This window comes from Arthrobacter sp. 9AX (assembly GCF_902506095.1).
Lineage (GTDB): Bacteria > Actinomycetota > Actinomycetes > Actinomycetales > Micrococcaceae > Arthrobacter.
Map to the genome: position 1 here is coordinate 1,424,019 of NZ_LR733293.1, position 21,161 is coordinate 1,445,179.

Below are 21,161 nucleotides of genomic sequence, written 5' to 3' on the forward strand. Positions count from 1 at the left end.
TGCTGGCTTGACCTAGCGCAACGACACATCCAAGGAGACGTCATGCTCAACAGGGAAAACATTGAAAGCCTGCTCAACAAGGGTGGCAACGTCATCGGTTCCGACGGCGAAAAGATCGGCTCGATCGGGCAGCTCTACGCGGACGATGACACGGGCGAACCCACATGGGTCACCGTCAAGACCGGTCTCTTCGGCACGTCGCAGTCCTTTGTGCCGGTCGAAGGGGCATACACGCAAGGTGACGACCTGGTGGTTCCGTACACCAAGGACCACGTCAAGGATGCACCTCGCGTGGATGTGGACGGACACCTCACACCTGAGGAGGAAGACCAGCTGTACACCTACTACGAGCGCGGCGCACGGACCTTCTCGGAGGCAAGGGACGAAGTCGACCTGCAGGGCGACGCCGACCTGAACGCCGGTACTCCGAGCGCGGGTACGGACGGGTACGCATCAGGCGCGGTTTCCGGGGGCACTGTTGGCCACGACACCTCCGGTCCCACCACGGACGACGCCATGACCCGCTCGGAGGAGCGTCTGAACGTCGGCACTGAGCGGGAAACCGCCGGACGGGCCAGGCTGCGGAAGTATGTCACTACGGAGAATGTCACCACGACTGTCCCGGTGCAGCGCGAGGAGGTCCGCCTGGAGCGGGAGCCCATCACGGACGCCAACCGTGGCGCGGCGCTGGACGGCCCGGACATCAGCGAGGAAGAGCATGAGGTGATCCTGCATGAGGAACGCCCTGTGGTGGAGAAGGAAACCGTTCCGGTGGAACGGGTCCGCCTCGACAAGGACGTGGTCCAGGATGACGTCACGATCAACGAGGAAGTCCGCAAGGAGCACATCGAGGCCGACGGCGTCGACCGCAACCCGCGCCGCTGACGTCCTGCTGATGCCGTCCTGACCCGGACGGCACTGTGGCGGCCACAGCGAACGGCGCCGGGAGTCCACGTGAGGGCTCCCGGCGCCGTTGTGCATGCGGAACTACTTGTTCTCCTGCCGGACCGGTCTGCTGGGGGCGGGCCAGCCGCGGAATGCTGGTGCAGCCGGCGCCGGAGCGGCAACTGCACCAGCCAGTAGGACGAATATCTTCAGAACTTAGTGTTCTTCTCCCATTCGCGGCTCCTGTTTTCCCGGGTTACGGATACCGGGCTATGTCCTGTCGGGCGCCATGTTCCTGGAGAACAGCCAGCCAGCAACAATCATCACTGCGCCCAGTGCCAGGTGGGTCCAGTTGTCCATCATGTTCAGCGACAGGAAATTCGCCGCCGAATCAACGCCGACAATCAGCCCGAAGATAGCCAGGACGATGTACAACGCACCCGCTCCGAGAAGGAAATTGCGGGCGCCATGCTCGGTACGGGACATTGCCAGACCGGTTGCGCCAATAGCCAGCTGCACGATGTTGAGCAGCATGGATACCTGGAACAAACCAAGGAACATGGCATGCGAAGCCGGTCCGAGGAACATCAGTTCGCTGTATTGGGTGGTGACGCCCGGGATAAAGCCCAGGACACCCACCAGCATCAAAACAATTCCCACTCCCATGCCCGCGTTTTGGACGTCTGCCCGGCCAAAGTGTACGCCGTGGGCATGTGGGGATGCGGTAGTCATTCTCTGCCTCCAACCACTCATGTGGACAGTTCAATTTTACGGCTGACCTTTGCGAAAAGCGCCGTTGCAGTGGTCATTGAGCAGGTGCCCTGCGCCTGTCGGTCACGGACCGGACGGCACCGCCGTGACACCATGGAAACCGATGAAACTGCGCGCTGATCAGACCGGAGACCGTGGCCTTCCCATGCCCTTGTGGCTGCAGGGTGCCCTTGAAACGGCCCAGGCAGCCACCATTTCGGCATTGGTGGTGATCGCGCCGGTCCTGGCCGTGTGGGCCACCGCCGGTTTTCATGACGGCGCGTTCGACTTCCTGGCCCGGCTGGCCGGCCAGTCCTGGCTGCTGGTCCATGGCGTGCCGCTGGAACTCAAGGCGGCCGGTTCGGCCGTTGCATCCCACACCGGGTCCGGGCTGCTCACGCTTATTCCGCTGGGCCTTACCCTGATCCCGTTCCTGCTGGCCTGGCGGGCAGGCCGCCGGCTGGCCCGTGCCTCCTATACGGACCAGCTGTGGCAGGCGCTCCTTGGTTCCTGGGTGGTGTATGCGGCGTTCGGAACCGCGACGGGCTTCGTCTGCCGCACGCCGGACGTTGTCATCAATCCCTGGCACGCGATGTTTATCCCCCTGATTCCGTACGCCCTGGGCATGGTGATCGGCGCACGGCGCGAGGCAGGCTCCTGGAGCCGGCTCATCGGCGTCGACGCCGTGGACTGGATTTCCCGCACCAGCCAGCACTCGCGCTGGGCTGGGTCCTACCTCGGCTCGGCGGCGAAAGCAGGCTTTGTGGCGGTGCTGTCCGCCCTGGCGCTGGCTGCCCTGCTGCTTGCTGTTGACCTGTTTATTCACTGGAACCTTGTGGTGGCGGTCTATGAAGCGCTCGACGCCGGCGCCGTGGGAGGTGCCGCCCTCACCATTGCGCAGCTTGGATTCCTGCCCAACCTGGTGGTGTTTGCCCTGTCATGGGTGTCGGGCCCGGGCTTTGCCATGGGCGTCGGTTCCCAGGTGGGTCCGCTCGGCACCGCCGTGGGTCCGCTGCCGTCCATCCCGGTGCTGGCCGCCATCCCGGCCGGTCCGCTGGAGTACGCCTTTGTTGCCATGATCGTCCCGGTCCTTGCGGGTGCCCTGGCCGGCTGGTGGTTCCTGCGGGAAGGGGAGAACCATTTCGATGAGTGGCTCTCCATCAAGATCCATGTCCGCTGGTTCACCGCCACGGTTTCCACCCTGGTCCTGGGGGTGCTGTGCGGGCTGGCCGCCGGCCTGCTGACCGCCGGCCTGGCCTGGCTGGCACGTGGCTCGGCGGGGATCGGACGCCTTACCTCGATTGGTCCTGACCCGTTCTGGACGGCAGTCTGGGTGGCTGCGGAAGTGGCTGCCGGCGTCGTAATTGGTTACGCGGCCGGACCTTGGCTGGAACGCGAGCAGGCGGTGAAGGACGAGGACGCCGAGCTGGTCCGGTAAGGCTTGATGGCTAGGGGAGTTTGGCGGGCAGCGACTCCTGCAGCTGCACGCGGCAAGCTGATTGTGCCTGGTCCGTCAAAGCCCGGCCGACGCATGCTTGGTATTCGCGGACTTCGTCGAAGAACAGGGCTGTGACCAGGATCAGCAGCACCATGATTGCCGATACCACCAGGCCGGAGATGGTGCCGATGAGGACAAGTCTTGATTCTCTGAGCCGCGAAGCCCTGATCAGGAGCATCACGCCGAGGGCCAGGCCAGCCACCGTCAGCAGGGCCGTTAGCCAGAGGTAGCCCACGTCTAGCTGGTAGACGAAGAACGCGCCGAGTACCGAAACCACAAAGATCCGAAACAGGGTGTGGGTCTTGGCGAGCGAGGCTTTGGCTGCCTCGTTGAGCGGCGGTTTTGTGCGCTGCTGCCCAGCCGGTTGCGGAGTGGAGTTCATGTTTTCCAGCCTACGCGAGCCTGCCCATAAGCTAGACGCATGCGCATCGTAGTCCTCGTTTCCGGAACCGGGTCCAATCTCCAGGCAGTTATAGACGCGGTGCAGGCAGGGGATCTCGACGTCGCAATCGCTGCAGTCGGAGCCGACCGGCCGGGGACCTACGGGGTGGAACGGTCCGCTGACGCCGGCATTCCCACGTTCGTGGTGGATTTCAAGGCCTACGCGGACCGGGCCGACTGGAATGCCGCACTGACCGAGGCCGTTGCCGCCTTTGAGCCGGATGTGGTGGTGTCATCGGGCTTTATGAGGATCGTGAGCCCGGAGTTCATCGATGCTTTCAACGGCAGGTACCTGAACACCCATCCCGCCCTCCTCCCGGCCTTCCCCGGCGCGCACGGTGTGCGTGACGCCATGGCGTACGGCGTGAAGGTGACCGGCTGCACCGTCCACTGGGCCGACGCCGGGGTGGACACCGGACCGATCATCGCGCAGGAAGCAGTAGCCATCGAAGAGTCCGACACCGAGGAAACCCTGCACGAGCGCATCAAGGTGGTGGAGCGCCGGCTGCTGGTATCCACCCTGGCAAACCTCGCCGCCGCCCACGCCGCCCGCACCCGCCAGCCCTCGTGACCCGGCCGTTGGTCGCTCTGATTCCGGGGCGCGTAATCGTTGTCGATGCGCGAATTCGCTGGCGCGGTTGACATACGGGCCGCGCCATCGAACCTCGGTAGCGGAATCGCACGAGCGCGTCGCTCGCCGCCGTGCTACTCGAGGCGGCGCTGCCTGGTTTCGGGGGAGAAGAACGCCATCCACAACACCGCGAGCAGCACCAGGCCGCCGGCCAGGGCGAAGGACGTGGCCAGGCCAAGTTCGGGCCAGAAGTAGTTCGCGAAAATGAGCGGGCCGAAGCCGGCGCCCAGCCGGGAGAACGTGGAGGCCCACCCGAAACCCGTGCCGCGCAGTTCGGTGGGGTAGAGCTCCGAGACGTAGGCGTAAAGGACCGGGATGGCCACCTGCACCACGAACCCGAACACCAGCAGCCAGAACACTGCAGCCGTGGGGATGTCCACCACGATGGCCACGATCACCAGGGTCAGCGCGGATAACGGACCGGTGATGGCGAGGATCCACTTGCGGCCCACCCGCTCCACCAGCAGGGCCGCGACAACAACGCCCAGAAGCCCTACGGCCGCCATCGACGCGGTGGTGACGAGCGCCTTATATTCTGCAAAGCCGGCCCCGATGAGGATCCGCGGCATCCAGGTCAGGGACAGGTAGTAGACCAGCAGGATGGTGAAGAACAGGGACCAGGCCGCGGCGGTGATCTTCCAGTTGAACTGCCACACGAGGCGAAGCTGGTGCCAGGCGCTGCCGGCGGAAAGCCGCGGCACTTCCTTGGCGTCCGGCAGGCTGTAGGCGCGGGATTCCGCCCCGGTTGCCGCCACAAGATCGTCGATGACCTTGGCTGCCTCCTCGCGGCGGCCCTTGCGGATCAGGAACAGCGGGGACTCGGGCACGCTGCGGCGGACCCAGAACACCAGCAGTGCGGGCAGGACCATCACCAGCATGGTCAGCCGCCAGTCGCCGTACAGGGCCACAAGCCCGGCGGAGACAAAGCCGGCCAGGGCGGCGCCCACCGGCCACCATCCGTCCATCGCGGTGAGGACCCGGCCGCGCTGCTTGCGGGGCGTGAACTCACCCACCAGGGCATAGTCCACGGGAATACAACCACCCAGGCCAAAGCCCGCCATGAACCGGAACACACAGAACAGGATGAAGTCGGGGGAGAAAGCGCCCAGCACGGTGAACAGGGAGAAGATCAGCAGGGTGGCAGTGAAGGCCTTCTTGCGCCCGATCGTGTCAGCGATGGTGCCCCACACAAAAGCACCCACGGCCATCCCGATCAGGTTGGCAGTGCCCACCCAGGCGACCTCCCCGGGCGTAAGGGCCCAGTGCGTGGAGAGCAGCGGGATGAGGATGCCGTTCAGGGTGACATCCCAGGCGTCGAACATAAAACCGAGGCCGCCGATCAGGAAGATCCTGCCCTGGACTTTCCATCGCCATGGCAGTTCCTGGACCACCTGCTCGCCGCTCGGCACAGTGGTGTAAGTATTCATCGCAGCCTCCTGAAAGAACTTTAGCCCGGCCCGCTGACGTTCACACTTCCGCCTGCGCCGGGGGCAAACTGCACTTCGCGATAAACTGGCACTATCCCCACCAACCGCGGCGTTGTTCCGCGACATAAGACGGAGACATTTGTGAGCTTCACGCAGCATGAGCGCGTATCCATTGACCGAGTTCCGATCCGCCGGGCCCTCATCTCGGTTTACGACAAGACCGGTCTGGAGGAACTCGCCCAGGGCCTGCATGCAGCCGGAGTGAAGCTGGTATCCACCGGGTCCACGGCCAAGAAGATCGCCGCGGCCGGCATTCCCGTCCAGGAGGTCGAGGAAGTCACCGGTTCACCGGAAATGCTGGACGGCCGGGTGAAGACGCTGCACCCGCGCGTGCACGGCGGCATCCTGGCCGACCGCCGCGTCCCGGCGCACATGGAAACGCTCACCACAATGGAGATCGAGCTGTTCGACCTGGTGGTGGTCAACCTGTACCCGTTCGTGGAGACCGTGAAGTCCGGCGCTGCCCAGGATGATGTGGTGGAGCAGATCGACATCGGAGGCCCCGCCATGGTGCGCTCCGCGGCAAAGAACCACGCCGCCGTCGCCATCGTGGTGGACCCCTCCTTCTACGGCCAGGTAGTCGCCGCTGCCGCCGAGGGCGGGTTTGACCTGAAGACCCGACGCCGGCTCGCCGCCAAGGCGTTCGCCCACACTGCTTCCTACGACAACGCCGTAGCCACCTGGACCGCGAGCCAGTTCCTGGACGAGGACGGCGACGGCGTCATCGACTGGCCCGCCTACGCCGGCTTTTCCCTCGAACGCTCCGAGGTGCTGCGCTACGGCGAGAACCCGCACCAGCAGGCAGCGCTGTACGTTGACAAGGCTGCCCCGGCGGGCATCGCGCAGGCCGACCAGCTGCACGGCAAGGCCATGAGCTACAACAACTTCGTGGACGCCGATGCCGCTCTCCGCGCGGCCTACGACTTCAGCGAGCCTGCCGTCGCCATCATCAAGCATGCCAACCCCTGCGGCGTGGCCGTAGGCTCCAGGGATGCTGCGGACCCCATCGCCGACGCCCACGGCAAGGCACACGCCTGCGATCCCGTCTCCGCTTTCGGCGGGGTTATCGCCGCGAACCGCACGGTGACCGCAGGCATGGCCAACACCGTGAAGGACATCTTCACGGAGGTTGTGATCGCCCCGGGCTTTGAGCCGGAGGCCGTGGAGATCCTCTCCAAGAAGAAGAACATCCGACTGCTCGCCCTGCCCGACGGCTACGGCCGCTACCCGACCGAATTCCGCCAGGTTTCCGGCGGCGTCCTGGTCCAGGTTGCCGACAAGGTTGATGCCGACGGCGACAACCCTGCCAACTGGACCTTGGCTGCCGGTGAGGCCGCCGACGAAAAGACCCTCGCCGACCTCGCCTTCGCCTGGACCGCCTGCCGCGCAGCCAAGTCCAACGCCATCCTGCTCGCCCAGGACGGCGCAGCCGTTGGCGTCGGCATGGGCCAGGTCAACCGCCTGGACTCCTGCCGCCTGGCCGTCGAACGGGCCAACACCCTCGGCGTGACGGTGGAGTCCGACGTCGAAGGTGCCGGCGGTGCCACCAACACCAGCGGTGCCGGCGCACCCCAGCGTGCCCGGGGCGCCGTGGCAGCCTCGGACGCGTTCTTCCCCTTCGCTGACGGCCTGCAGATCCTGATCGACGCCGGCGTCCGCGCCGTGGTCCAGCCCGGCGGTTCGGTCCGGGACGAGGAAGTCATAGCGGCAGCAAACGCGGCCGGCATCACCATGTACTTCACCGGTGCCCGCCACTTCTTCCACTGATCCCTGGAGGGATCACTCCCTCAATGCGTTAACGAACGACGGCGCCCGTTCCCTTAAAGGGGACGGGCGCCGTCGTTGTTTGCCGGCTTAGTCCTGCTTGCCTGGAGGCGGGCCCTGCTCCGGACGCCGAAGCTCCCGGGGCTTTGCTTCCGCCATGCGCTCCTCGGTCCAGTACTCGAGGATTTCCTCCTGGGTCTGGTTCACCTCTATCCGGGTGACGGAGCGGTTGGCGGGGGTTTCTTCGCTAGGGCTTTGAGGCAACGTCATACACCTCTCTGATGGCGTCGCCCCAGTACGGCCCGTACATCACCTTCGAGCCGCTGTAGCCGTAGCTGTTAATGGAGTTCTGCACGCCTCCGGAGCCCTCGCCGAGGCCGGATTCAATGAACCACGGACCGCCCGAGGATCCACTCGTCATGTCACAGGGAATTCCCTGGGTCGTAAACTTGGGGTTGATCGGGTCTCCGCTGGCAGTGCCGGCGCAGCTCTTGAGCGCCTCACCGGTGAACGGCTTGTCTGCCGGGTAGCCGAAGGCCGTGTAGGACAGCCCGCGATCCTGGCCGAAGGCCACAGCGGAGCCGCCCACCACGTCCGTGAGGAGGTTGGCGTTGAGCGGCTCCATCACCGCGAAGCCGGTGTCGTAGTTAAGGTCACCCGCACTGCTCCACCCGGTGGTGGTGTAAAGAGCCTTGGCCGCCCACTTGCCGTAAGGTGCTGCTCCGTTGTTGTAGGCCGGCACGAACGTGAAGTTGGTGGCCTCCTGGCCGGGGCCGCCGAAAACGCAGTGTCCGGCAGTGGCTACAGTGCTTTTGTTGTCGGAGGACACGGCGTTGCCCGAGCAGACGTAGTTGGAGTTTCCCATGGTGAAGAACACCTTGCCGACATGGTTCACCGTTCCCGGGGTGGCAGCCTTAGCCTTGGCGGCCTTGACCTTGGTCTTCTTGCCCTTCTCAATCACGGCAGGGTTGGAGCGGGTGCCGTTTTCCAGTGCTTGTCCGGCCAGGACATCACCCGGAACCGCGTTTTGCATCCTCTCCGAGGTCCAATAGTCGGCGGCTCCGGCACCATTCACCGCGAGGCGCACGATCGAAGGAAGAAGCTTGTCTTCGGAAGCGGTCGAAGGGGCCGGCGCCGCGGAGGCTCCGCCGGCTGTGGTCAGAGCCAGAACGGCTGCCGCCGAGAAACTCAGAAGGCCTGAAGCCAGGGACCTGGTGCGTGTCATGGTGTCCTGTCCTAACGGGTGGGGGAGGGCTAAAGTCAAGCCCTCCCTGTGACCCAACGAATTTATCGGCATCAAAGAAGTTTGTATATACAGGAGTGCCCTCTCGGGTACCAGACAGGGCTACCCCGCGGAGGTTTGGGGACCCCTGCGGGAACCCCTCCCTGTCCACATAATTCCCGCAGAACCGGGGCGAAAGCGGCCGCGGCGCATCCTGGCCGGATTACCGTGGGAGCAACAAATGACGCGTCCGGCTGGGCTCGGGGCACCGAGAGAGGGAGAGTCCGCGATGTTTTCCTTCCGCAGATCCGCAAAGCCGGCCGGACGCGGCGGCAGCCCAGGGCCCGGCGAAGGGGCAGACCAGGCCGCACGCGATGAAGCCGCATCTGCCGAAGCTAGGCGGCTTCGGGACCTGGACCCCGTGCACACGTTCACGGCCACGGCGGAGTTGCGGCGGCAGGATGCGCGGTACGCACAGATCTGGCCCAGTGACGTCCCGCAGCGCAGGCGCCGGGCCGGCAAGTAATCCAAAGCATCCGGTACGGTTCGCGGGCGCGTCCTCGGGTAAGTTAAGGGATGGTGAATAGACCGGATTCACAACCAAGCCGACCCACAGGGAGACGCCCGCGCATGTCCAAGATTATCTACACCCACACCGACGAAGCGCCGATGCTGGCTACCTATTCGTTCCTGCCTATCATCGAGGCGTTCGCTTCGACTGCAGGTGTGGAGGTGGAGACCCGCGACATCTCGCTCGCCGGCCGCATCATCGCCGTGTTCGGTGACTACCTGACCCCCGAGCAGCAGATCGGTGACGCCCTTGCTGAACTCGGTGAGCTGGCGAAGACGCCGGAAGCCAACATCATCAAGCTGCCCAACATCAGCGCCTCCATCCCGCAGCTGAAGGCAGCCATCGCAGAACTTCAGGGCCAGGGCTACGCGCTTCCGGATTACCCGGACAACCCCTCCTCGGACGAGGAGACGGCCATCCGTTCACGGTACGACAAGATCAAGGGCTCCGCCGTGAACCCCGTCCTGCGTGAGGGCAACTCTGACCGCCGCGCACCCCTGTCCGTGAAGAACTACGCCCGCCAGAACCCGCACTCCATGGGCCCCTGGACCCCGGAGTCCAAGACCAACGTGGCCACCATGGGCAAGGACGACTTCCGCTCCAACGAGAAGTCGGTGGTCATCGAGTCCGAGGGCACCATCGCCATCCAGCTGGTCCGCGAAGACGGCTCCGTTAAGGTCCTGAAGAAGGCCTTCCCTGTGCTGGCCGGCGAAGTCATCGACGGCACCGTGATGCGCGCAGCGGCCCTGGACGAGTTCCTCAAGGCCCAGGTTGCCCGGGCCAAGGAAGAGGGCGTCCTGTTCTCCGCCCACCTCAAGGCCACCATGATGAAGGTCTCGGATCCCATCATCTTCGGCCACGTGGTCCAGGCCTACTTCTCCGAGCTCTTCGAGACCTACGGCAAGCAGCTTGCGGCCGCCGGCATCAGCCCCAACAACGGCCTCGCAGCAATCCTGAGCAGCCTTGAAGACCTGCCGGCGGACGTCCGCGAAGGCGTGCAGTCCCTCATCAAGAAGGGCCTCGAAGATGGCCCGGCGCTGGCCATGGTGGACTCGGACAAGGGCATCACCACCCTGAACGTCCCCAGCGACGTCATCGTGGACGCCTCCATGCCCGCCATGATCCGCAGCTCCGGCCACATGTGGGGCCCGGACGGCCAGGAAGCAGACACCCTGGCCGTACTGCCGGACAGCTCCTACGCCGGTATCTACCAGGTGGTCATCGACGACTGCCGCGCCAACGGCGCCTACGACCCCACCACCATGGGCACCGTCCCCAACGTGGGCCTCATGGCGCAGGCCGCCGAGGAATACGGCAGCCACGACAAGACCTTCGAAATCCAGGAAGCCGGCACGGTGCAGATCGTGGACGGTTCCGGGAAGGTCCTGATCGAGCACCAGGTTTCCGCCTGTGACATCTGGCGCGCGTGCCAGACCAAGGACCTGCCCATCCGCGACTGGGTCAAGCTGGCCGTCACCCGTGCCCGCGCTTCCCAGACCCCGGCAGTGTTCTGGCTGGACGAGGAACGCGCCCACGACGCCAACCTGATCGCCAAGGTCAACGAGTACCTCAAGGACCACGACACCGAGGGCCTGGACATCCGCATCATGTCCCCGGTGAAGGCAATTGCGTTCACCCTGGAGCGCATCCGCAAGGGCGAGGACACCATTTCGGTGTCCGGCAACGTGCTGCGCGACTACCTCACGGACCTGTTCCCCATCCTAGAACTGGGCACCAGCGCCAAGATGCTTTCGATCGTCCCGCTGATGAACGGCGGCGGACTCTTCGAAACCGGCGCCGGCGGATCCGCCCCGAAGCACGTCCAGCAGCTGCTCAAGGAAAACCACCTGCGCTGGGACAGCCTGGGTGAATTCCTGGCCCTGGCCGTCAGCTTCGAGCACCTGGCCACCACCACGGGCAACGCCCGCGCCCAGGTCCTGGCCGACACCCTGGACCGCGCCACCGGAACCTTCCTGTTGGAGAACAAGTCCCCGAGCCGCCGCGCCGGCGAGCTGGACAACCGCGGCAGCCACTACTACCTGGCCCGCTACTGGGCAGAGGAGCTGGCAAAGCAGACGGACGACGCCGACCTGGCCGCCGCGTTCAGCACGGTCGCCGACGAGCTCTCCTCCAAGGAGGAGACCATCGTGGGCGAGCTGGCCGAGGTCCAGGGCTCCCCGGTGGACATCGGGGGCTACTACCACCCGGACGACGCGAAGGCTTCCGCTGTGATGCGCCCGTCGGCCACGCTGAACAAGGTTCTCGCCACCCTCAGCTAAGGGTCAATGCTTCAGCTGAATAGACGTCAAGAGGCGGTGTCCCGGGTTTTCCGGGGCACCGCCTCTTCGTCGTTCGGCTGGGAGCCGTGGGCGCACACACCTGGGCCGCCGCCGTCGTGCGCCCTGCCTAAGGCGCCCGAGCTAATCTTTACCTTTGCCCTTGTCCTCGTTGCCCTTCTTGTTCTCCCCGTTGCCGGTGGCAGGGGCAGGGGCTGGTGCCGGCGCCGGCGTTTGGGCGGCCTGCTGGGAGGCCTGCTGGGCGGCAGCAGCTTCCTCAGCGATGCGGGCGTCCTCCGCTGCCTTCGCTGCTGCTGCTGCCGCCGCGGCAGCAGCAGCATTATTGAGATCGGCCCGGACGGCAGCGGCGATGGTGGTGATGGTCTGCCGCCGTTCTTCGGAAACCTGCCCCTTGCTCTGCGCAGCCGCCAGCTCGGCCTCGAGGCTCTCCAGAGCCTTCAGGGCGGCAGCGGCATCGTTGCGCGAGGAGGCTTCGCTAACCTCCAGGACACGTGCCTGGAGTTGCCGGGCAGCGCTGGGCTGCAGGCCGGTGTTGTTGGTGCCGCAGCCGGCAAGCAGCCCGGCCGCGAGCAAAGCGGCCGTCCACCGGATGGCCTGCGATTGCCGCCGGCCGGCGTTCACCCGGCTCAAGGTTCCACGCTCTTCTGGAGTTCCTCCAGATGGTCACCCAGGACGCCGGTGACGGCCGGGTAGGGCACGACGTCGGGCGTGGACTGGGCGTTCAGGCTCACCAACACTGCCGCTACAGCAGCTGCCAGCACCACGACGGCAAGGAGCACCCCCAGCCAGATCCGCCTGCGGCCGAAGATCGCTGACAGCTTCCCCTTTGCCTGTTTGCCCCTGCCCGCCGTTGCTGGCCGAGAGACCTCGTCAAGGGGCCCTGCTGCTTCACGGAGTTCATCCACCGACTCCTCGGCCGTGATGGACGGAGGACGGAATGGCATGGCCGGCAGGACCCTGGTGGATTCGGGAGCGAGCTCTCCCGGCGTGGACGCTGGCGAAACCAATGCTTGCCGCAGGGCGGTTTCGATGTCCGCCGCCGCGGGGCGTTCCAGCGGCTCGATGGCTGTCATGGAGCGGATCAGGTCGGCCCATTCCTTGGGCAAGTCTTCGGGGATTTCCGGTGCGCGGTGGAGGCGTGCCACGGCCGATTCCACCGCACCACCCGGGTATTCGACTGTGCCCTTGATGCACTCCAGGAGCACGAGTCCCAGCGAGTAGATGTCCGAGGCAGGGGAGAGTGGCTGGCCGAGCGCTTGCTCGGGGCTGAGGTAGGCGGCTGTGCCCACCATGGTCCCGGTGGCAGTCAGCCGGGTGGAGTCTGCGATCCGGGCGATACCGAAATCGGTGAGCTTGGGCCGCAGCGGTTCACCGGGCCTGATCTGGACCAGCAGGATGTTTGCGGGCTTGATGTCGCGGTGGATGATCCCGAGTCCGTGAACGTAGGCCAGAGCGTCGGCGATGCCGGCGCCGATTACCGACAGTTCCTCCAGGGGGACGCGGCTGTGCCGGATCCGGGCGCGGAGGTCCTGCCCCTCCACCAGTTCCATGGTGAGGAACGGGCGGGGCTCGTCGACAATGCGGTCGTCGATGCCGGCGTCGAAAAGTGTCACAAGACCGGGATGGTTGAGTGTGGCGAGCAGCTGGATTTCGGCTTCCTGCCGTTTTAGTTCATCGGCGTCCGGGGCCTGCGGGGCGAAGAGCTTCAGGGCAACGTCGCGGCCCAGGTTCTCGTCCCGCGCGCAATAGACAGATGACATTCCGCCGCGGCCAATGACCTCACCCAGCCGATAACGTCCGCCGACCACTTCATTCTTGATGGAGCTAGGCGATTCCGCCACCATGACCGTTCCCTCCCGGTGCGTTGCGGCACTGTCGTACCTCAAATTATACGGGGGGTGGAGTAATAGGACGATTGCGCTGCGCCTTTCATTCGGCGGACGCGCCGACGGCCCGGCGGCGAACCTCTAGCTTTCGCCGCCGGACCACCGGCCACAAGGACATGTGTGCTGATGACATGTTTGCGTGAATTTGAGTGTTTTCGACTTGTCTTTTGCGGGGTCCTCCCTTCCCTCAGCCTGCGTGTTGCTGCCGCTTCAGGCGCATGGTGCAGGCACGGTCACGCAAGCATGGGGCGCCTAGGACACCTTGCGCTTGCGGATGAGGACCAGGAGTCCGGCCACCAGGAGCAGCACGGCAAGCGGGACGAGCGAAGCATCCATGCCCGTGTTGGCGAGTGCGGCGCTGCCCTTTGCAGTTCCGCCCTGGGCAACGGTGCTTACGCTGGTATCGATTCCGATGGCGCCGCCCACCGCGGTGGAACCGGCCGGGGCTGCTGAGACCCCGCCATTGCCGGCGGTGCCTGCGTCGGTACCGTTCTTACCGCCGGTGGTGCCGCCGGTGCCAGGGGTGGTTGCACCCGGAGTGGTGGTGCCGGGGTCAACCGTCCCGGTGCCTCCCGTGTTGCCGTCGCCGGGGTTCTCAGTGCCCGGGTTTTCTGTTCCCGGAGTACCGGTACCTGGGGTTTCGGTGCCCGGGGTTTCGGTGCCGTTGTCATCGCCGCCCAGGCCGATGCCGAGGTCAACGCCCAGGTCGATCCCGGCATCCACTCCGCCGTTACCGCCGGTGTTGCCGAGGTCGAGGTCTACGACTGCGTCTACGACGGCGTTGAGTCCGCCGGTGGTGCCGTCGGTGACGGTGCCGGTGTTGCCGAGGTCGAGGTCTACGACTGCGTCTACGACGGCTCCGATTCCGCCGGTGGTGCCGTCGGTGCCGGTGCCGGTGTTGCCGAGGTCGAGGTCTACGACTGCGTCTACGACGGCGTTGAGTCCGCCGGTGGTGCCGTCGGTGACGGTGCCGGTGTTGCCGAGGTCGAGGTCTACGACTGCGTCTACGACGGCGTTGAGTCCGCCGGTGGTGCCGTCGGTGACGGTGCCGGTGTTGCCCAGACCGAGGTCCACGACGGCGTCTGCTGCGACTGCGAGGTCGGCCGCTGATGTGTCAGTGATGTTATTGCCGGTGCCCAGGTCGACGGCTACGTCTGCTGCGACAGCGAGGTCGGCCGCTGCTGCTTCCGTTCCGTTGGTGCCGGTGTTGCCCAGACCGAGGTCCACGACGGCGTCCGCTGCGACTGCGAGGTCGGCCGCTGACGTGTCGGTGCCGGTGTTGCCGAGACCGAGGTCCACGACGGCGTCTGCTGCGACTGCGAGGTCGGTCGCTGATGTGTCAGTGATGTTATTGCCGGTGCCCAGGTCGACGGCTACGTCTGCTGCGACCGCGAGGTCGGCCGCTGCTGCTTCCGTTCCGTTGGTGCCGGTGTTGCCCAGACCGAGGTCCACGACGGCGTCTGCTGCGACAGCGAGGTCGGCCGCTGCTGCTTCGGTTCCGTTGGTGCCGGTGCTGCCCAGACCGAGGTCCACGACCGCTGCTGCGGCGAGATCGGGGCTGGCGGTTTGACCGGTTCCGGAGGTGGCGCCGAGGTTAACCGCGGCATCCACTACGGCGGCGACGGCCGTTGAATCGGACGGCGTTGGGTCACCCAGCAGGCCCAACGACGCCGAGTCAGCGGACGCCGCCGCCGAGATGAGGGCAGATGCGGATAGATCCGATCCACTGGTGGTGTCCGCGGCGTTTGCCGCGGTGCAGCCGAGGGCTAAAAGCCCACCGGCAAAGAGGGTGCCAAGCATCCCCCTGCGAAGGTTGGAACTCATGGTGATGTCTCCTGAGAAAGTTGAGCGGGGTGCCTGTCAGCAACCCGAATGGCCGCGTTTCTGCCGCGAAAGGGCAGACGGGTCTCAACTAGTCAGGAGAAGAACCGGGGTCGAATGACACCGGTGCAGGGGCATGCTCAGAGGCCTCACCGGCGCAGACAGCACCGGCAAGTGGAAGGTCAAAGTTGAAGGGGCTCAGGTACGCAGCCGAGCCTGGGGAGCCGGCCGAGGCGGCTCCGCTTCCTGTGCCGGAGCCGGGGGCAGCAGGGGCCTGGGTATTGGCCGGTGAAGGATCCGCCGTAAGTGGCTGCTCATGGCCGACGCCAGGGATGCTGAACGCAGCCCACTGGGGCCCAGCAGTTCCCGCGAAGGCAAGCGCACTGGAAGGGGAAGCCGCAGTATCCGCCGACGTAACGGGTGATTCCGAGGCTGCCAGGTTCTCAGCCGGTGCCGGTTCCGCGATGGCAGAAGTCCCGGCGGGGACGATAGCGGCTGTTGCAGGGACATCCTCAACCACCACGGGAGCCAGTTCAGGAAGCTCAACCGGCAGCGGCGCCGTGCCGGTCACTACACCGGATACGGGCTGCAGGACCGGTTCCAGCACCGGAAAGGACTCAGCAACCGGCGGAACAACAACTTCCACAACTGCTGCGGTTGCCCCATCCGCCATCTGGGCGATCGGAGCGGCCACAGCCGTGACAGTGCCGGCAGGAACCACTCGATTCACAACCGGGACAGCAGAAACAATGTTGTCCGCAACCCCCGAAACCTGGGCCGCAACGGGCTTGAGCAGTCCGGCAGGCGCTGTGGCAGCGGGAGGCGGAGCAGGAACAGTGGGTGCAGGAGCGGCCAGCTTGCCCGTTACCGAAGATACCGGGCTGGTGAGGCCGCCGAGCAGCGACGATGAGTCCGAGAGCGTATCCGCCGAGGCGGCCGTCGTGGAGAGGGCCAGCCAGGTGAGGGTCGCTGCGCCGGCAAGGAACACGGGACGCAGGGCACGCCATGGAGAACGAGTCTTAGCCATGCGTATCACCCCCCCGGTATCGTTGCATTCGACGATGCCTACAGCCTAAGACTGAATTTTGCAGGAGTCCAGACAATTCGAACAACAAATCGACAAACAGCGACGAAGCTTTCCTTCAAGACATGACCAAGTGAGCCAGCGCTGTCACAGCTTTGACCAGGGTCCGCTGCCTTTTACAGCCCTGTCACCGCCCCAGCCGTTCGTCGTTCGGATAACTGACTCCGAGCTGGGCACGGACCCCGTCGAAGAGGCGCATCACATTCAAGGAGTCCTCCAGCGGCATCACCGGGCTTTCCGTCAGGCCCTGCTGGATGCACCGTGTTACCTCCCGCAGTTCATACGTGTATCCGCGGCCCACCACATCAAATGACTCAACACGCCGCTCGTCCCACCCGGAGCCCACCATCAGTTCACGGGGGTTATTGATGGATCCGATACTTTGCAGAAAGCCGTTGCTGCCGGCAACGGTGGCAATGCGCGGACCATGTGCCAGGAGCGAGGACGTCAGCTGTGCCTGCGCGCCGTGGCTATAACCAAGCGTCATGGCATTTTGTGCGTCCACGCCGTCGTCGTTGACGAAGCCTGTGGCACTGACAGTCTGCGGGAACCCAAGGGTGCCGAGCGCCCAGAGCAACGGGTAGACGGAAAGGTCCAGCAACGCACCACCACCGTCCTGCCTGGCCCACAGCCTGGCAGTCGGAGAATATGGGGCAGGAAACCCGAGATCGGCGGTGACCCAGTGGATGTCGCCGATCTCGCCGGAGCCGGCAATCTCAAAAGCCCGCTGCATACTGGGCAGGAAACGGCTCCAGACTGCTTCCATCAGGAACAGTTGGCGGCTCCTGGCGACATCGATCAGCTCCGCCGCTTCCCGGGCGTTGACGGTGAAGGCCTTCTCGCAGAGGACGTGTTTGCCCGCGGTGAGCGCGGCCAGCACGATTTCGTAATGCTGCGCGTGGGGCGTTGCCACGTAGACAACGTCCACCGCTTCATCGGCAAGCAGCCGCTGGTAGCCGGGGACACCGCCGTCGTCCCCGTACGCCCTGGCAAAGTCGTAGGCAACGGCAAAGGCGTCCGCCGTGTCCTGGCCCCGGGAGCTGACAGCGTACAGTTCGGCGTCGGCGAGCAGTGCCAGGTCCTGCGACACCGAACGTGCGATGCCCCCGGTGGCAATGACGCCCCAGCGAAGCGGGGCTCCTGTTGCAGAGCGGGGGTCCTGGTCGGATTGGCTGGACAGCCACGGCTTGGCGAGGGGCGCACTCATGGAGCAATCCTGTCACAGGCCTGCCGGCCTCACCTCTTGGGCCGGCCGGGGTGGACGGACGCCCCGGCCGGCGGCTCGGTGAACTTAGGCGGAGGCGGCCACCACCGGCCTGCTCGCAGGTTCCTCGGTCAGTTTGCCCTGCTGCAGGCGGAAGCGGCGGTCCGTTTTGTTGGCCAGGGCGCGGTCGTGCGTGACCACGAGGATGGTGGTGTTGTGGTTCCGGCTGAGCGAGCTGAGGAGCTCGATGATGTGGTCACCGGTCTGCTCGTCCAGGTTTCCGGTGGGCTCATCGGCGAGGATCAGCTGGGGCTCGTTGGCCAGCGCGCGGGCGATCGCCACGCGCTGCTGCTCGCCGCCGGACAGCCGGTTGGTGCGCCGGTCGTGCTTTTCCGGATCCAGCTGGACCTGCACCAGGAGGTCCTTGGCGCGCTGCAGCCGGACGGCTTTGCGGATGCCCGCGAACTCCATCGGGAGCATCACGTTGTCCACTGCGGAGAGGTTTGGGATCAGGTTGAACTGCTGGAACACAAAACCGATGTCACGCCGTCTGTACTCCGTGAGCTTCGCGTCGGGCATGCCGGCAAGGCTGACTCCGTTGACGACGACGTCTCCGCTGGTGGGTTTGTCCAGGGCACCGAGGAGGGACAACAATGTGCTTTTGCCGCTGCCGCTCTTACCGACGATAGAGGCGAGGGTGCCCTGCTCCAGTTCAAAGCTGACGTCGTTGACCGGCTTGATGGTGCGGTCGCCGGAGTTGAAAGTGCGGACCAGGTTCTTGACTTCAATCATGGCTATTCTCCTCGCAGGACTTCGATGGGGCGGATACGTGCAGTAAGCAGCGCCGGGACCAGCGCGCCGATGATGGCGACGCCGAAGACGGCGCCGATGCCCGCCGCGATGACGCCGGGGGACGCGCTGGCGGTGACGGACGTGACCAGCTGGGCGGCCCCGCCGAAGGGTCCTCCCTGCCCGCCGGGGAAGCCGGCGCCGCCGCCCGGCAGGCCGGCGCCTCCGGCAGCGCCGGCCATGGCGGCGCCACGGCCCGTGGTGGGAGCCGCCGTCGTGCTGGTGCTGTTGGTACTGATCAGTGCCGAGGCGATCCCGCCGCTGGCGAAGGAAGCGATCGCGGCACCTGCGGCACTGCCCAGGGCAGCCAGGACCAGGGCTTCGAGGACGAACTGCAGGCCGATGGTGCGGTTGGGGGCGCCGATGGCTTTCAGGACACCGATTTCTCGGCGGCGTTCACGGACCAGCATCACCATGATCAGGAGGATGATCAGGCCGGCCGTGCCGAGGGCTGCGATGAAAGCGATCAAGGAAATGTTCTTGACGCTGCCCAGCGAGCCCAGCGCGGTCTCGAGGTTCTGACCCTGGGTGACATCGGCATTGTCGGGGCCGAGGGCCCCTTCGAGGGCAGTTTTGGTGGACGCAACGTTTTCGAGCGAGTCCACGGTGACGATCATGCTGGACAGCTCCCCCGGAAGTCCGGCGAGGGTCTGGGCCGTGGGGAGTGTGACGTAAACGGCGTTGTTGCCGAACGCGGTGCCGGCGTCGAACAGGCCTGCCACTGTGTAGGCCTGATCGTTGATGGTGAAGGTGGACCCGACGGTGAGGCTGTTCTTCTCCGCCAGCGTGGTGCCGAGCAGGGCGCTTGTGGATTCGGCCGTGTAATCACCCAGGCCTGTGCCCTCGGTGATTGCCAGTGCCTTACCGGTGGTGTCCACCTCTGCTCCGATGCCCGTTGCGGTGATCGGGAGCGACCGGGCGGGCGGGGTAGTGCCGGCAGTTCCCGTGGTGCCGTTCGCGGCCTGGTTGCGGCCGCCGAGCGTTCCGGCGTCGACCGCGGCGGTCAGGCTCGTAGTGAGGGTGGCCGAGGACTGGCCGCCGGGACCGCCCTGCCCGCCACCGGGACCTCCAGCGGTTCCGGCGGCGGCCTGGGCTGCAGCTTCGGTGGCGTTGCGCAGGCGCAGGGATTGGGTTCCGACGACGGCACTGACGTTGGGGACGGCGGCGGCAGTTGCTGCCTGCTCGGCCGTGAGCGGCTCACCGCCGCCTTCGAAGCCCTGCCCGCCGGCTGGGTTGACGGTCAGCACGGTGCCGACGGAGGCATTAAGTTCCTGGACTTTGGCTCCGACGGCCTGGTTGGCCACCAGCATGGCCAGGGCCAAACCGATCGCAACAGCCAGCACGGCAACAACCGCTGCCGTGCGGACCTTGTTTCTGAAGGCATTGCCTACACTGCGGGCAAGGACGCTCACGTTACTCCTATGGTTCCGGTGCCAGCCGGGCAGGCTGGCTTCGGGTCCACTCTGGTGCGGCAGCCTGTGCAGGCAACGGGGTGAAGCTGTGTTTGAGCTGTGAAGAACCACGCGCTCCAGTTCACCGGACCAGAGGTACTGGCCGTGAACCAGTAGGACCGGCAGGCACGGAAAAGCCCGGCCCCCGCAATGGGGACCGGGCTCATCCTTGTCCGGTTGTTGCCGGACCAGATTGCCTGCGTGGGGATCGACTACTTGGTGATCGGGCCGAGGACCGGATCGTCAGTGTAAGCGGTCTTCACGTTCGCGGCGGTGACGATGACCGGCTCCAGCAGGTAGGCCGGAACGGTCTTGACGCCGTTGTTGTAGGAGTCCTTGTCGTTGATCTCAGGCGTCTTGCCGGCCTGGAGGTCCTTCACCATGGTGATGGCGTGCTCAACGAGCTTGCGGGTGTCCTTGTTGATGGTGGAGTACTGCTCGCCTGCCATGATGGACTTCACGGACTCAACTTCGGAGTCCTGGCCGGTGACCACGGGGAGCGGCTTGCCAGCGGCCTTGACCGAGGTCAGTACCGCGCGGGCCAGGGTGTCGTTCGGGGAGAGGACGCCGTCCAGGGAGGCGCTGGTGTAACTGCCCGTGAGCAGGGTGTCGGCGCGGCGCTGGGCGTTCTCAGCCTTCCAGCCTTGGGTCACAGCCTGTTCAAAGCTGGTCTGGCCGGACAGGACCTTAAGGGTGCCGTCGTCGATTTTAGGCTTCAGGACGCTCATGGCACCATCGAAGAACACCTTGGCGTTGGCATCGTCGGGGGAACCGGCAAACAGTTCCACGTTGTACGGGCCGCTGGGCTTCTTGGCCTTGAGGCCTTCCAGCAGGGCCTGGCCCTGCAGTTCGCCCACCTTGAAGTTGTCGTACGCCACGTAGTAGTCCACGTTCTCGGTGTTCAGCAGCAGGCGGTCGTAGGCGATGATGGTGGCGCCGGAGTCCTTGGCCTGCTTGAGCTGGGTGCCAAGCTGCGAGCCGTCGATGGCGCCGACGATGATGACCTTGGCGCCCTTGGTGACCATGGCGCTGATCTGGTTCTGCTGCTCGGACACGCCGCCGTTGGCGAACTGCACGTCAGCTTTGAAGCCAGCCCCGTTAAGGCCGTCATTGAACAGTTTCTCCGCCAGGACCCAGTTTTCACTGGTCTTCTGCGGAAGTGCGACGCCGATGGAGGAGCTCTGTTCGAATCCTCCTGCGCCTCCACTCGCTCCGCCCGAAGGGGTTTCCGAGCGGCCGCAGCCTGTCAGCGCCAGTGCTGCGATTGCAGCTACCGCTGCGGCCTTCCCTGCTTTACCAATCATTCGCATTGTTGGTTTC

General features: G+C 65.5%; 18 protein-coding genes. 5 read left to right on the top strand and 13 right to left on the bottom strand.

Translation table 11 applies throughout. The annotated features are described in order from the left end of the window. The first annotated feature begins 42 nt into the window (after window positions 1–42). A complete protein-coding gene (locus BACI348_RS06565; protein WP_159824485.1) occupies window positions 43–885 on the top strand; it encodes a PRC and DUF2382 domain-containing protein in 843 nt (280 codons plus the stop codon). A gap of 270 nt (window positions 886–1,155) precedes the next feature. Here the strand turns inward: BACI348_RS06565 and BACI348_RS06570 are convergent, their stop codons facing one another. Continuing rightward, on the bottom strand, window positions 1,156–1,617 hold the full coding sequence (locus BACI348_RS06570) for a DUF4383 domain-containing protein (protein WP_159824487.1): 462 nt from the start codon (window positions 1,615–1,617) through the stop codon (window positions 1,156–1,158). Between the two features lie 142 nt (window positions 1,618–1,759). Here BACI348_RS06570 and BACI348_RS06575 point away from each other — a divergent pair, with 142 nt between their 5' ends. Next, window positions 1,760–3,073 carry a cell division protein PerM gene (locus tag BACI348_RS06575; protein WP_159824488.1) on the top strand — a complete coding sequence of 438 codons (1,314 nt, stop codon included), beginning with the start codon at window positions 1,760–1,762 and terminating at the stop codon, window positions 3,071–3,073. A gap of 10 nt (window positions 3,074–3,083) precedes the next feature. Here the strand turns inward: BACI348_RS06575 and BACI348_RS06580 are convergent, their stop codons facing one another. Continuing rightward, on the bottom strand, window positions 3,084–3,515 hold the full coding sequence (locus BACI348_RS06580; RefSeq protein ID WP_159824489.1) for a hypothetical protein: 432 nt from the start codon (window positions 3,513–3,515) through the stop codon (window positions 3,084–3,086). A gap of 39 nt (window positions 3,516–3,554) precedes the next feature. Between BACI348_RS06580 and purN the strand changes: the two genes are divergently transcribed. Continuing rightward, a complete protein-coding gene (gene purN / locus BACI348_RS06585; RefSeq protein ID WP_159824490.1) occupies window positions 3,555–4,145 on the top strand; it encodes a phosphoribosylglycinamide formyltransferase in 591 nt (196 codons plus the stop codon). A 134-nt stretch (window positions 4,146–4,279) separates the two neighbouring features. Here the strand turns inward: purN and BACI348_RS06590 are convergent, their stop codons facing one another. Next, entirely contained in the window at window positions 4,280–5,632 is a 1,353-nt protein-coding gene (locus tag BACI348_RS06590) for an MFS transporter (RefSeq protein WP_159824491.1), read from the bottom strand. A gap of 141 nt (window positions 5,633–5,773) precedes the next feature. Between BACI348_RS06590 and purH the strand changes: the two genes are divergently transcribed. Beyond that, window positions 5,774–7,459 (top strand): bifunctional phosphoribosylaminoimidazolecarboxamide formyltransferase/IMP cyclohydrolase, encoded by a 1,686-nt coding sequence (gene purH / locus BACI348_RS06595; protein ID WP_159824492.1) that lies wholly within the window; start codon window positions 5,774–5,776, stop codon window positions 7,457–7,459. Window positions 7,460–7,546: 87 nt separating this feature from the next. Here purH and BACI348_RS06600 read toward each other — a convergent pair whose 3' ends face one another. Further along, window positions 7,547–7,726, bottom strand: coding sequence for a hypothetical protein (locus BACI348_RS06600; protein ID WP_159824493.1), 180 nt, complete (start codon window positions 7,724–7,726; stop codon window positions 7,547–7,549). Further along, the gene (locus BACI348_RS06605) at window positions 7,704–8,681 is read right to left on the bottom strand and encodes a trypsin-like serine peptidase (protein ID WP_159824494.1); all 978 of its coding nucleotides are present in this window, start codon (window positions 8,679–8,681) and stop codon (window positions 7,704–7,706) included. Before BACI348_RS06605 ends, BACI348_RS06600 begins: the two co-directional genes overlap by 23 nt. 627 nt (window positions 8,682–9,308) lie before the next feature. On the opposite strand from BACI348_RS06605, the gene BACI348_RS06610 reads away from it, so the two are divergent. Beyond that, on the top strand, window positions 9,309–11,528 hold the full coding sequence (locus tag BACI348_RS06610; RefSeq protein ID WP_159824495.1) for an NADP-dependent isocitrate dehydrogenase: 2,220 nt from the start codon (window positions 9,309–9,311) through the stop codon (window positions 11,526–11,528). Between the two features lie 141 nt (window positions 11,529–11,669). Here the strand turns inward: BACI348_RS06610 and BACI348_RS06615 are convergent, their stop codons facing one another. From BACI348_RS06615 to BACI348_RS06650, 8 genes are all read right to left on the bottom strand, one after another. Further along, on the bottom strand, window positions 11,670–12,167 hold the full coding sequence (locus BACI348_RS06615; protein ID WP_159829871.1) for a hypothetical protein: 498 nt from the start codon (window positions 12,165–12,167) through the stop codon (window positions 11,670–11,672). 5 nt (window positions 12,168–12,172) lie between these two features. Further along, window positions 12,173–13,390 (bottom strand): serine/threonine-protein kinase, encoded by a 1,218-nt coding sequence (locus BACI348_RS06620; protein WP_159824496.1) that lies wholly within the window; start codon window positions 13,388–13,390, stop codon window positions 12,173–12,175. 294 nt (window positions 13,391–13,684) lie between these two features. Beyond that, the gene (locus BACI348_RS06625; RefSeq protein ID WP_159824497.1) at window positions 13,685–15,256 is read right to left on the bottom strand and encodes an LPXTG cell wall anchor domain-containing protein; all 1,572 of its coding nucleotides are present in this window, start codon (window positions 15,254–15,256) and stop codon (window positions 13,685–13,687) included. 88 nt (window positions 15,257–15,344) lie between these two features. Next, window positions 15,345–16,280, bottom strand: coding sequence for a hypothetical protein (locus tag BACI348_RS06630; RefSeq protein WP_159824498.1), 936 nt, complete (start codon window positions 16,278–16,280; stop codon window positions 15,345–15,347). A gap of 184 nt (window positions 16,281–16,464) precedes the next feature. After that, window positions 16,465–17,544: a Gfo/Idh/MocA family protein gene (locus BACI348_RS06635; protein ID WP_159824499.1), complete on the bottom strand. Its 1,080-nt coding sequence runs from the start codon at window positions 17,542–17,544 to the stop codon at window positions 16,465–16,467. 84 nt (window positions 17,545–17,628) lie between these two features. Beyond that, a complete protein-coding gene (locus BACI348_RS06640) occupies window positions 17,629–18,333 on the bottom strand; it encodes an ABC transporter ATP-binding protein (RefSeq protein WP_159824500.1) in 705 nt (234 codons plus the stop codon). A gap of 2 nt (window positions 18,334–18,335) precedes the next feature. Next, window positions 18,336–19,802 carry an ABC transporter permease gene (locus BACI348_RS06645; protein WP_159824501.1) on the bottom strand — a complete coding sequence of 489 codons (1,467 nt, stop codon included), beginning with the start codon at window positions 19,800–19,802 and terminating at the stop codon, window positions 18,336–18,338. A gap of 251 nt (window positions 19,803–20,053) precedes the next feature. Continuing rightward, complete coding sequence (locus tag BACI348_RS06650) at window positions 20,054–21,151, bottom strand: substrate-binding domain-containing protein (protein ID WP_159824502.1); 1,098 nt, start codon at window positions 21,149–21,151, stop codon at window positions 20,054–20,056. Window positions 21,152–21,161 lie beyond the last annotated feature (10 nt).